This is a genomic window from Chryseobacterium ureilyticum (assembly GCF_900156735.1).
Lineage (GTDB): Bacteria > Bacteroidota > Bacteroidia > Flavobacteriales > Weeksellaceae > Chryseobacterium > Chryseobacterium ureilyticum.
On record NZ_FTOL01000001.1, the window covers coordinates 375438 to 387818 of the forward strand.

Consider the following 12381-nt stretch of genomic DNA (forward strand, 5'->3'; position numbering starts at 1 on the left):
CATAGCAGGAAATTCAATAGGAGTGAGCTTTAGCCCACTTTACTTATAAAATCAATTCCATTGGCTTTAGCCAAAACCTAAGGAACTATATACTTCAACTTCAACCCGATTAATTGGCAGTAAATAACATAATCAAAATACATATATTTGAATATGCAAAACCGTATTTCTTCATTTTCTCCACTCATTGATGATCAATCTGAAATTCTGATTCTGGGTTCAATTCCGGGAGTGAAATCTTTGGAAAAGCAACAGTATTACGCCCATCCGCAAAACAAATTCTGGAAAATCATCTTTGAACTCCTGTACGAAGAATTTACAGAAAACTATACTGAAAGGTTGAAGATATTAAAGAAACATCACATTGCTCTTTGGGATGTTATTGATACCTGCGAAAGAAAAGGAAGCCTGGATTCCGAAATTAAAAATGAAGAAACCAACCAGATTGCTGAATTATTGGAAGAACATCCGAATGTGAAAGCCATCTTTTGCAATGGTGGGAAATCCTATAAAAGTTTACAAAAACTATTAGGGAAAAATTACAGATTACCAATTTACCAATTACCGTCTACTAGCCCGCTTCATACTGTTTCTTTTGAGAAAAAGTATGAGGAATGGAAAGTGATTTTGGAGTTTTTAGGTGAAGAAGTTTGAGTGTTGTAGAATATTAGACTAGGGTTGGGCTTTAGTTTTTCAATAGTACTATGATTAATAAAAGATAGATTCCTACGGAATGACAAAGTGTGCGGATATTCTAAACGCTCTGTTGGTCATTCTGTAGGAATTTCAATATTGTAATTTTGATAGGGAGATAAAGTTAGCAGCCTAAATATGCTCTCAAACCTTTCAGTAGCTCCAATTGATTCTTTGTACGATCCAGATTATGTTCCGGATATTGGGTAGAATAATAGGTGCTTCCGTTCAGATAATCCGTCAGAAAACGAATTTCCTGAATATAAATAGCGACCTGAGCAGCATAATCAAGACTCAAAATTTCTAGAGGAGTAAGTTTTTCTTTTAAATAAAATAAAAATCCTTCTTTTACAACCTTATACATTTCAGAATTAAAGTTGTTTTTGGCGCTTCCGTCATCTTCGAGTGTAGTATTTGTATAAGATTGGATCATCGTTCCAAAATCATATAGAACAGTAGAAATCATCATCGTATCCAGATCAATAACGGCTAACGGTTTATGATGTTGATCGAAGAGAATATTGCTGATCTTTACATCTGCATGGATAATTCTTTTAGGAATCTGATTGTTCTTCTCCATTTCGATCCATTGATCTGGCAAGGACAGAAGCTGGTTGGTAATCTCTATTTCTGCTTTTGCATTTTCTTTTAACGAAGGAATGGCATTTTCAAGTGCATTTTTATAATCTGAAACCCTTTTCTCAAAATTAAGGAAATTAGGAAGAGAATCTTCAATTGCTGGCAGCTTTTCAGTATTTACGGTGTTCAGAAAATAACTGAAGGCTTTAGCTGCTTCAAAAGCCGTTTGTAAAGATGGAGCCGTAAGAAAAGTAGTGCTGTTTTCTATAAAACTTAACATACGCCATGAATCACCATTGGCATCCTTTACCAGAAACTTGTTCGTTAGAGAAAGAACGGGGTCTATAATTTGAAACTGATAATTATTGGATTGAAGAATTTCATTAATCATTAAATGATTTTTGACAATCACTTCCGGCTGTTTGAAAACATGAGTATTGATTTTTTGTAGGATAAATTTTTTCTCATGATCCTTATCTTCTAAAAGATAGGTGGTATTGATCAAACCATCAGTAATAGGAGTGAGGTCGTAATGATCTGTCCCGATAAATTCAAGTACAATAGTATTTAACTCCATAAATCTTCCGGGTATCTGTTATTTTTAATTTCTGAGATCAGAAAATCTTTAATACTCTTTTTGTCATCAGCATATGTTACTCCCATCCACTGAGAAGGAGAAGCTTTAACCTTTACCTTTACTTTATTTTCATCGATCATCCTCTGTACAGCACTTGGAATATAAAATTCCTGCTTGGATGTGGGATCAGATTCTATAAAATCATAGAAATAAGCTTCCAAAGAACAGAAAATATGAGGATTGAAAATGAAAAAATTCATGGAAACCAAAGTATCAGGATCCAGTTTTATATTTTGACCGTTTTCTGTATAAATAATAGAGCCATTAAGTTTTTGAATAGAAGTTTGTTCTTCCACCCGAATCAGATAATTTTCAGCATCTAAAGTGCATATCCCTCGTGCTACAGTTCCGTGACCACTCAATGTTGTGCTTACAGGATAAGCAATCATACCAAATTCAGAATCGGAAATGTGATGGTGATCAATTTCATTGGCAGCAAGCAAATAAGCTTCTTTTCCATAAAAATCATCTGCATTGATCATAATGAAAGGCTCCTGTATAGCATATTTTGCACATAAAACAGCATGCGCAGTTCCCCATGGTTTTTCACGTTCAGGATAATCAAATCCCTGCAGAGGAATACTGTTCATTTCCTGATATACCCAGTGCAGTTCAAAATTTCTTGCTTGTGAAATAGCATTTAGTCTTTCAATATAACTTTGAGGAATTAATGTATTGACAATGATAACCACTTTTGAGAAACCTGCTTCCAAAGCATCATAGATAGAATACTCCAGAATTGGTGAACCGTTTTCGAGTATTCCATCCACTTGCTTCAATCCTTTATAGCGGCTGCCTAATCCGCCGGCTAATATGAGTAATGTCTTCTTAGAACTCATCAGTCATTCCGAATACAGGTTTACGGGTTTTCCATTTACCGTTGGTGAAATCAGGTATTTCAACCACTTGACCTCCCTTAGCAATAGACTCTTCACTCAATGGAGTAATGGAATACCATAAGGCAAGATCATAAACATCCATCGGGAATTCTATATTTCGTTTGATACATTCAATGAAAGTATTCATCACGAAGAAGTCCATCCCGCCATGTCCGGCTCCTGCAGCTACATTTTCAAACTTCTTCCACATCGGGTGATCATATTCTTTCATCCATTTTTCCGTATTATCCCAACGGTGGCTGTGATTCATTGTTTTTTCAAAATAAATATGTCCCTGATTAAAATCTCCCCATCCGAAATCCTGCCACAATCCATCAGTTCCCTGAACACGGAATCCAAGATCATAAGGTCTCTGTAAGCTGGTATCATGAGTTAAAAGTATTGTTTCTCCGTTTGCACAGGCAATTTGGGTAGTAACAATGTCTCCCTGATTGAATTTTACCTTAGCATTCGGATGGTTTTCTCCTCCTTTAGCATGTTCTACAATATATTTATGCAGTCCTACAGACTTTGATGAAAAAGAAGAAAGTCTTGTTAAACGGTTTCCACGGTTAATATCCATCATCATTGCAATCGGTCCTAAACCATGCGTAGGATAAAGTTCTCCGTTACGTTTTACATAATGTTCTGTTCTCCATTTCGCTTCACTGAATCCTTTTTCTCCGAACTCTGCTCCAGAATTGTAAGGAGTAACTCCGTCATTGAAAAGTACACCTCTCAGATCATGTTGATAACCACCTCTTCCATGTACCAGTTCTCCGAACATTCCTTTACGAACCATATTCAAAATTGCCATAATATCTCTTCGGTAGCATACATTTTCCATCATGAAAATAGGAACTTTCGTTTCCTCATATACTTTCACGAATTCCCAGCAATCCTCAAGCTTGATGGCTCCGGAAACTTCCATTCCCACAATCTTTTTAGCTCGCATTGCCTCTACACCTTGCGTAAGGTGCCACTCCCATGGAGTTGCAATTACAACGGCATCTATTGTTTTTAATTTTAAAAGATTTCGATAGTCATATTCACCGTTAGAAAACTCCTGAGCTGCCGATTTATTATTGTCCTTAAGTATTTTTTGAGACGCAGCCAGCATTCTTTTATCCGGATCAGCAAACGCGACCACTTCTACATCGCTACGTTTTGCAAGTAATTTTACGTGTTCCTGACCACGAAGTCCAACACCGATAAATCCTACACGAACCTTTTTATCTGCTTTAAAATCATTAGAATATGCAAACATGGAATTGGGCAATACCAATGCCCCAAAGCTTGCCAGTGCAGCCGTTTTAATGAAACTTCTGCGGGAAGTGTTATTCTCCATCTATTTTTTTCTTAAATATATTAAATCTTTTGTAAATCACGATAGGGTGGGAGAAAGGAGGGGTAGATAAGAGAGTTTCGGGTAATAGATATGGGGTGCGAGATCCGAGATTGAGAATATTAATGGTTTAGGATAAGGGAGAAATATACTGAATGGCTTATTATAGCTTCTAGAAAAACAATCATCTCATTATATGATCATTCCCATCCTTTGGAGGGGTGGCAAAAATTCAAAAAATTTTTGACGGGGTGGTTAATAAAGGATTAAACTTATATAAAATTCACCATTCACTTGCGGAGCAAAATTGACTATTGATCTCTAAATCAAAAATTAATCACTGCCCATAGTAAGCCTTGATCAGCTTTTCTCTCATTTTGTTCAGGTATTTGATGTCTTTTGTATTGGAAAGAATGATTAAGCTTAGGTTTTTATCAACCAGATGAACCCAGTTTGCACTATGTCCATAACCTTCTCCCTGTCGTTCTGCAAATATTGTATTGATGATGCCAAATTGTTTAGGATATACCCAGAAACCTAATGCTGTATCTTCTAATTTTTTGTCAGCAGTAAGCATGATTTCCAAGGTCTTTTTATTAAATAACAGAGAATTAAATATTGCCTGATCAAAAATTAACAGATCTTTGGGAGTGGAATACATAGCCCCGGCAGAATAGAAATTATCAATATAGGTATTGGTAGGCATATAGAGAGCGAACGGATCGGATGGTTCTGCCGAATATCCTTCATCTATATTCTTGATAATATCATTGTGATGAAGAAAGCCGGTATTGTCCATTTTGAGAGGAATTAATATTTGCTCTTTGAGAACCTCTTCAAAGGGCTTTTTGTATATCTTTTCAATAATTTTTCCCAGCAGAATAAAATCTCCATTATTATAACTGAATTTTGTTCCGGGTGGATCTATTAATTTCTCAGAAAGATAAGTAGTGATAAAATCATCAAGATTCCAGATTGTATTATCATAAGCCTGATGAATAAGTTCCGGCGAGCTGAGATCTTTATTTTCTCTGCCACTGCTGTAAGTGAGTAGATTTCGGATCGTTGCTTTTTGGGCTGCTTCTCCTTTATATTCGGGATAATAGGTGGCGATGGTTGCATTTAAATCAATCTTTCCTTTTTCATAAAGCTGCATGATCAGGACAGCAGTAAAAGTCTTTGTAAGAGAGAAAATATGAAATCGCGTTTCATCCGAAAAAGGAATATTATAATGCTTGTTGGATAGCCCTTTGTAAGTAAGTAGTTCAGTTTTTCCATTTTTGGCTAATAAAACCGAACCGTTGAAATTATCTTTTTTCACACAGGAATCGATGACTTGCTCTACTTTCTGTATCTGTGGGTAGGCTACATTGATGATCATCAAGAATAGCCCTGATAGGATATTTTTCATAGGTTCGTAATATAAGCGTAATGAACTGAATTACTTACTTCAAAGATAGCTATTTATGAATTACTTTTCCATATAATATACCTCCTCATAAGGTTGAATAAGTACCCATCCGTGTCCTGAAAATTTCATTTGAAATTCTTCACCACTTCCTCTTCCTATAAGGCTTTTGAAAGAAACATTCGTCTTCAGCTCCGGGCTAAGGTTTCCGGACCATGCAACCGTAGCATTAGGATCTGTGAAAACAGGAGTGTCAGGTGTTACCAGTAAAGTTAAAGGATCTCCATGAGTAGTAATTGCGATATGTCCCGTTCCTGAAAGCTTTACCTGAAAAAGACCGCCGGACATCATTCCTGCAATACTTTTAAGCATGGTGATATCACTTTTTACACTTTGTTCATGAGCTAAAACATCATTTCCATTCACACAAACAGATTCATTATTCAGGTAAAGGATACGAACTTTCTTTCCGGAATCTGCTACATATAATTTTCCCGTTCCTTCAGCCTTCATCAGTTTGCTCCCTTCACCACTGATTGCCTTCTTCAAAAGGTTTCCGAGCCCGCCAGATAACATGCCCTGTCTTTCAAAATTGATGCTTCCAACATAGCTTACCATGCTTCCTCTTTTTGTCCATACCGCCTGATTATTAAGATTAATTTCCAGAAGATGTTTAGTTTCCAGCTCAAAATAATCTCTCTGTTGTGGATTCTCCTTCGTCTCATTGATAAACGCTTCAATTGAATATTTGCTCATAATTATAATTTTTTAATTTGTTGTTTTTATATTGATAGTGTCTTAAGTTTGTCGAGTTTATATGCTCGTTTGTTACTTAACAACTTCATCGAAATCCAGTTTTTCATTCGGTTTATTAATTCTGATTCTTCTTTTTTTACCCCAATAATTTGACGATAAAATATAGATATGATAGTTTTTCCATATTATTTTGGAGTCTCAATCAGATAGGTCTCCGCCTTCTTTGTAGCTATTTTTATCATCATTTACGTAATAATCTTCAGTTTTTAAATGAAAATCAAATCATATGAAAACACACTCATCAATTCGTCCGCTCTAGCTACATGATTCAATTTTATTTCTGTTAGGAAGCGGATTATCAATGAAATATATTTTACTTTTAGATTCCAAACTTAATTTCAATTTTCCAAAAATACTCTTTTTAACCTTTAAAATTTCCCGTAAAATCACGGTTTTATATTTGATTGAAAAATAATACTTGACAAAGGGGTATTCAATGTCGTATATTTGCACTCCGAAAATTACATCATGTAATTTCAATAATTTTTAAACCGTAATTTAAAAAATGAAAACATCAGATTTTAATTTTGATCTTCCTGCGGAATTATTGGCAGAACACCCATCAGAGCACAGAGACGAAGCTAGATTAATGGTTCTTGATAGAAAAACACAAACTATCGAGCACAAATTATTCAAAGATGTAGTTGATTATTTTGATGAGGAGGATTTGTTTATCTTCAATAATACTAAGGTTTTCCCTGCACGTCTTTATGGAAATAAAGAAAAAACAGGTGCTAAAATCGAGGTTTTCTTATTAAGAGAGCTTGACAAGGAAACAAGAGTTTGGGATGTTTTAGTAGATCCGGCAAGAAAAATCAGAATTGGTAACAAATTATTCTTCACTGAAGACGAATCTTTGGTAGCTGAGGTTATCGATAACACTACTTCAAGAGGAAGAACATTAAGATTCTTATTCGACGGTTCTTACGACGAATTCAGAGCGAAACTTAAGGAATTAGGAGAAACTCCACTTCCTAAATATATCAAAAGAGCAGTAGAACCAGAAGATGCTGAAAGATACCAGACAATCTACGCTAAAGTAGAAGGGGCGGTAGCTGCACCTACAGCAGGTCTTCACTTCTCTAAGCACTTGATGAAGAGATTAGAGATCAAAGGAATTAATTTTGCGGAAGTAACGCTTCACGTAGGATTAGGAACTTTCAACCCGATTGAGGTAGAAGATCTTTCTAAGCACAAAATGGAATCTGAAGAGATCATCATTGATGAGAAAAATGCTCTTATCATCAACAAAGCAGTAGAATCTCACAGAAGAGTTTGTGCAGTAGGTACTACTACCATGAGAGCATTGGAAACTTCTGTTTCTTCAAACAAAAAAATCTCTGCTTTCAACGGTTGGACGAATAAATTCATCTACCCGCCTCACGATTTCGGAGTTGCTAACACTATGATCACAAACTTCCACACACCGAAGTCTACATTGATCATGATGATTGCTGCATTTGCAGGAAGAGATTTCGTAATGCATGCTTATGAAGAAGCCGTAAAAGAAAAGTACAAATTCTATTCTTACGGTGATGCAATGCTTATTTTGTAATTAATTTTAAATTATAGATTATAAATTTTAGATTGGATTCTAACCTTCGGAAGGGATTTTAATCTAAAATTTATAATTTAAAATCTATAATCAACACTATTTTGAAAGATATCCGTACATTATCACTAGATCAGCTTAAAGAATACTTTGTTTCTTTAGGAGAAAAGCCGTTTCGTGCGAAACAGGTCTATGACTGGCTATGGAGCAAAAACCTCCATTCGATCGATGAAATGACGAATCTTTCGAAAAACCTTCGTGAAAGAATTTCCGAAGAATATACCATTAATCCTGTTTCCGTAGACCTTCTTCAAAAAAGTACCGACGGAACCATCAAAAACGGAGTGAAACTTCACGATGGGTTACTGGTAGAATCTGTTCTTATACCAACAGAAACAAGAACCACAGCTTGTGTATCTTCACAGGTAGGCTGCTCATTGAACTGCGAATTCTGTGCTACCGCTAAACTGAAAAGAATGAGAAATCTTGAAGTTGCTGAGATCGTAGACCAGGTTGCTCTTATTGACAGCCAGAGTAGAATGTATTTTGACAGACCTCTTTCCAATATTGTATTCATGGGAATGGGAGAGCCGATGATGAACTACAAAAATGTAGTGGAGGCTATCAGAAAGATTACCCAACCGGAAGGATTAGGAATGTCGCCAAGAAGAATTACTGTTTCTACTTCAGGAATTCCCAAAATGATCAAAATGCTTGCTGATGACGAATTGCGTGTAAAACTTGCACTTTCTCTTCACTCAGCTATCGAGGTAAAACGTAATGAGATCATGCCTTTTTCAGATAAGTTCCCGTTAACAGATATCATGGAATCACTTCAGTATTGGTATGAGAAGACTGGTTCAGTAATCACTTTTGAATACTGTGTTTGGAAAGGAATCAATGATGGAGACGAAGATATCAAAGCTTTGATTAAATACTGCAAACAGGTTCCTTCGAAGGTAAACCTTATTCAATACAACCCAATCGGTGACGGAAAGTATGACCAATGCAACAAGCAGGCTGAAGAGAATTATATCAGACAACTTGAGAATGCAGGAATTACAGTAATGGTCAGAAGAAGCCGTGGAGGAGATATTGATGCTGCTTGCGGGCAGTTGGCAAACAAAAACGCGGATTAAAATTTCCTTAAAAAAAACTTAAAATTCTCTTAAGGCATAGCCTAAAGCCCTACCTTTGCACAAAATTATTTTGTGATGATGGATTTTTTTATGAGTGAGGACGGGCTAGAAAATGTTTATGCGTGGTCTATTCCGTTGCATGCAACTGTTATTTTAGCCGAAATGATTTACAGCCACGTTTCCGAGGCAAAATTATATAGTGGAAAAGACCTTGTAACGAATGTTTATCTTGCTTTGATGAACTTTGGTCTTGACCTTATCATGAAGGCATTTGCGATGGGGGTAATGTTTTTCTTTTACAACCACAAACTTGTTTCATGGGATTTCAGCATCTGGTATTTATTGGCTTGTTTCGTAATTACAGATTTTGCTTACTATGTGCTGCATTATGTAGATCATCGTTCCAGAGCTTTTTGGGCTGTACATATTACACACCATAGTTCAGAGTATTTTAACCTTACTACGGGATTCAGAAGCCCGGTATTACAGCCGCTTTACAGGTATTTATACTTTTCACCATTAGCTTTCTTAGGATTTAATCCTTGGCATATTATGGTAGCTTATGCTATCGGACAGGTATATGGAACATGGGTGCATACACAGACCGTGAAGAGTATGGGATTCCTTGAGTATATTCTGGTAACTCCTTCCCACCACCGTGTGCATCATGCTTGTAACATCAAGTATTTAGATAAAAACATGGGAATGTGTCTGATTATTTGGGACAAAATATTTGGAACTTTCCAAAAAGAAGACCCCAATATTCCTGTGAAATACGGAATCTATCCAAAAATGCCTGATAACAGACCTGATACCGTTCTTTTTTATGAATGGAGAAAAATATGGAAGGATCTGAAACAACCTGGTTTAAAATTTACTGACAGAATCAATTACATTTTCAATTCGCCGGGATGGAGACATGACGGAACCGGAAAAACAGTAAGACAATATCAGAAAGAATACTTTGCAAAACAAGCTAAAAAGAAAGAGCAACAACAAAATCAGGCAGAGCAAAAAACAGCTTAATATCTGATAAATCAATAAAAATTTTTTAAAAAAAACGGGTTTTCAGCCCGTTTTTTCTATTATATGAATCTTATAAAACTTTCAGTTTTCCCATAAATTAAATCTCGCTAGAAATTGTTTTTTCAAGCTAATTTTTGTTTGTAAGCTCCTTATTTTGGTTCTTTTTACAACTCTAAATTATTCATTTTTGAAAAATTGCTTTACAAATGTTTAAATAAACTGAAAATGTATGAAATTTATCCTTTCAAAGTGATATATTTGTATTCAACATAATTTAAATATTTAGAATCATGAAAATTAAATTGTTACCTGTGATGTTGTTAGGTCTTTTTCATTTTGTAAACGCTCAGGTTGGGATTGGAGTTAATACAGCTAACCCGTTGGGCGCATTTCATATTGATGGAGCTAAAGACAATGCAGTTCCTCCTACTGTAGCACAACAAGCTAACGATGTTGTAGTGACAAGTGCTGGTGATGTTGGCATAGGTACAACTACAGTAGATTCTTCTGCAAAACTTCAAATCAATACAACTAACAAAGGATTACTTATTCCCAGGGTAATGATTACCTCTCCTAATGATGGAACTACAATTCCTTCTCCTGCAAAAGGACTTATTGTCTACAATATGAATGCTACAACAAGTATGGTAGAAGGCTTTTACACAAATATAGGTACTCCGGCAGCCCCTCTATGGGTTACTTATCAACAATATGATAAAACAATATGGAAATTTGAAAATTTTTATGATAGTGTTGCTTCTGCCCCTGTAGATCAGGCAGTCACCTCAGGAACAACAATCAATAATATTAACTTAGGATTAAGCATTACTGTAACAGTACCAGCTTTTACTCAAGCAAAACTAGTAACTACTTATAGCGTTCCAATGGGAACAACTTCTTCAAACAATAATCTTAGTGGCTATTATGGAATCCGATTTCTAAAAAATGGTACTGAACTTCCAATAGGATCAAGAAAATCTACTTTATTTGCTAGTTCTTCTGCAGCTAGCCCTAGTTCCAGAATGTTTTCTATAAGTGCAACTGTAGGTGATACTGTTGTTAATAATACTTCTACCCCTGTCAGTGTTACTTACGCTTTAAATGGATATGTTGAGCCTACAGTGGGATCAGACACCATTCGATTTAATATGTGGTCTACTACTGATCCTAATTTCAACTGGGGAAAAGGTTACATGTCTGTACAGGTGTTTACAAAGACCACATTATAAACCCTTATTTTATCTAAGTCTGAAGTTGAAGGTTTATTAGAATTACTTCTTAGTAGAAAATATGTTCAATAATTTTTATATAAGGTTTAAATAGAAAGTCTGTTAGAAAAGAATTATGCTAAATATTACTGTTTTGATAGAAAGTCCTATTTTTGCCTTATGAAAAGAACATTTCTGTTATTGGCTTTTCTTGCCTTTCAAACTGCATTTTCTCAACAAACAGATTTCCTGAAAATCAAAAAATACAGAGTCAGCCGCTTGGATGATAAAATTCAGGAAACTTCTGGGCTGAATTTCTTTGACGGAAAACTGTACACATTCAATGACAGCGGAAATGCACCTGAGCTTTTTGAAATCAATAAAGCAACCGGAGAAGTGATAACGACATTAAAAGTAAATGCTAAAAATACCGATTGGGAAGCACTTACAAATGATGGACAACATTTTTATATTGGTGATTTCGGAAACAATGACGGAAGCAGAAGGCATCTTACCATTTATAAGGTGCCATTCCAGGGAGACAGTTTACAAAATAATCAGATAAAAGAAATTAAATTTCATTATCCTGAGCAGACAGACTATAAATCGAGCTACTTTAATACAGATTTCGATGCTGAAGCAATGATTTATGCCCAAGGAAAAATTCATCTTTTTACCAAAGAATGGGTCTCGAAATCTACTGTACATTATATAATTGATCCTGAGAAAAATGAAAAACAAGATGCTGTAAAAATGGAAGTCTATAAAACGAATTTCATGGTAACGGATGCCGCATACTTTGATAAAAAGCTTTATTTGGTAGGGTATAGCAAGAAAACAGAGGTTTTTATGGATGTTTTCACAGAAACAGAACCAGGTATCTTTTTTAAAGAAAAACCGAAACATTATTATTTAGGGAGCGCTTTGTCAATAGGTCAAATTGAAGGAATTGCAGTGGACGAATCTGGGATTTCCATTTCAGGAGAAAAATTTAAATCTCCACTAGGAAGTACAAAACCGGCACTTTATTTTATCCCAAAAGAACAATTCAAAGATTAATTTTCTCTTAAAATTGAGCGAAAAAAATTATCTTTGTGAGA

11 protein-coding genes are annotated in these 12381 nt (G+C 35.4%); 6 read left to right on the plus strand and 5 right to left on the minus strand.

The annotated features are described in order from the left end of the window. Positions 1-153: 153 nt before the first annotated feature. Positions 154-654 carry a DNA-deoxyinosine glycosylase gene (locus tag BW983_RS01545; protein ID WP_076549383.1) on the plus strand — a complete coding sequence of 167 codons (501 nt, stop codon included), beginning with the start codon at positions 154-156 and terminating at the stop codon, positions 652-654. 163 nt (positions 655-817) lie between these two features. Here BW983_RS01545 and BW983_RS01550 read toward each other — a convergent pair whose 3' ends face one another. The 5 genes from BW983_RS01550 to BW983_RS01570 all read right to left on the minus strand — a co-directional run bounded on the left by BW983_RS01550 (position 818) and on the right by BW983_RS01570 (position 6296). Then, positions 818-1849, minus strand: a complete 1032-nt coding sequence (locus tag BW983_RS01550) for a phosphotransferase enzyme family protein (RefSeq protein WP_076549384.1) — start codon at positions 1847-1849, stop codon at positions 818-820. After that, on the minus strand, positions 1840-2748 hold the full coding sequence (locus BW983_RS01555; protein ID WP_076549386.1) for a sugar phosphate nucleotidyltransferase: 909 nt from the start codon (positions 2746-2748) through the stop codon (positions 1840-1842). Before BW983_RS01555 ends, BW983_RS01550 begins: the two co-directional genes overlap by 10 nt. After that, positions 2738-4135 (minus strand): Gfo/Idh/MocA family protein, encoded by a 1398-nt coding sequence (locus BW983_RS01560; protein ID WP_065392949.1) that lies wholly within the window; start codon positions 4133-4135, stop codon positions 2738-2740. Before BW983_RS01560 ends, BW983_RS01555 begins: the two co-directional genes overlap by 11 nt. A 334-nt stretch (positions 4136-4469) precedes the next feature. Continuing rightward, on the minus strand, positions 4470-5543 hold the full coding sequence (locus tag BW983_RS01565) for a serine hydrolase domain-containing protein (RefSeq protein WP_185116854.1): 1074 nt from the start codon (positions 5541-5543) through the stop codon (positions 4470-4472). 60 nt (positions 5544-5603) lie between these two features. Further along, positions 5604-6296, minus strand: coding sequence for an AIM24 family protein (locus BW983_RS01570; RefSeq protein ID WP_076549387.1), 693 nt, complete (start codon positions 6294-6296; stop codon positions 5604-5606). Between the two features lie 565 nt (positions 6297-6861). Between BW983_RS01570 and queA the strand changes: the two genes are divergently transcribed. The 5 genes from queA to BW983_RS01600 all read left to right on the plus strand — a co-directional run bounded on the left by queA (position 6862) and on the right by BW983_RS01600 (position 12340). Continuing rightward, entirely contained in the window at positions 6862-7911 is a 1050-nt protein-coding gene (gene queA, locus BW983_RS01580; RefSeq protein WP_076549391.1) for a tRNA preQ1(34) S-adenosylmethionine ribosyltransferase-isomerase QueA, read from the plus strand. Between the two features lie 101 nt (positions 7912-8012). Continuing rightward, on the plus strand, positions 8013-9047 hold the full coding sequence (gene rlmN / locus BW983_RS01585; protein ID WP_076549393.1) for a dual-specificity RNA methyltransferase RlmN: 1035 nt from the start codon (positions 8013-8015) through the stop codon (positions 9045-9047). A 75-nt stretch (positions 9048-9122) separates the two neighbouring features. Continuing rightward, positions 9123-10073, plus strand: a complete 951-nt coding sequence (locus tag BW983_RS01590; protein ID WP_076549395.1) for a sterol desaturase family protein — start codon at positions 9123-9125, stop codon at positions 10071-10073. Positions 10074-10363: 290 nt separating this feature from the next. Beyond that, a complete protein-coding gene (locus BW983_RS01595; protein ID WP_076549397.1) occupies positions 10364-11302 on the plus strand; it encodes a hypothetical protein in 939 nt (312 codons plus the stop codon). A gap of 159 nt (positions 11303-11461) precedes the next feature. After that, entirely contained in the window at positions 11462-12340 is an 879-nt protein-coding gene (locus tag BW983_RS01600) for a hypothetical protein (protein WP_076549398.1), read from the plus strand. The last annotated feature ends 41 nt before the right edge of the window (positions 12341-12381 follow it).

Coding starts and splice junctions, on each gene's coding strand:
- BW983_RS01570 (WP_076549387.1), bottom strand. CDS start 6,296: ATGAGCAAATATTCAATTGAAGCGTTTATCAATGAGACGAAGGAGAAT.
- BW983_RS01600 (WP_076549398.1), top strand. CDS start 11,462: ATGAAAAGAACATTTCTGTTATTGGCTTTTCTTGCCTTTCAAACTGCA.
- BW983_RS01545 (WP_076549383.1), top strand. CDS start 154: ATGCAAAACCGTATTTCTTCATTTTCTCCACTCATTGATGATCAATCT.
- queA (WP_076549391.1), top strand. CDS start 6,862: ATGAAAACATCAGATTTTAATTTTGATCTTCCTGCGGAATTATTGGCA.
- BW983_RS01590 (WP_076549395.1), top strand. CDS start 9,123: ATGATGGATTTTTTTATGAGTGAGGACGGGCTAGAAAATGTTTATGCG.
- BW983_RS01560 (WP_065392949.1), bottom strand. CDS start 4,135: ATGGAGAATAACACTTCCCGCAGAAGTTTCATTAAAACGGCTGCACTG.
- BW983_RS01555 (WP_076549386.1), bottom strand. CDS start 2,748: ATGAGTTCTAAGAAGACATTACTCATATTAGCCGGCGGATTAGGCAGC.
- BW983_RS01550 (WP_076549384.1), bottom strand. CDS start 1,849: ATGGAGTTAAATACTATTGTACTTGAATTTATCGGGACAGATCATTAC.
- BW983_RS01595 (WP_076549397.1), top strand. CDS start 10,364: ATGAAAATTAAATTGTTACCTGTGATGTTGTTAGGTCTTTTTCATTTT.
- BW983_RS01565 (WP_185116854.1), bottom strand. CDS start 5,543: ATGAAAAATATCCTATCAGGGCTATTCTTGATGATCATCAATGTAGCC.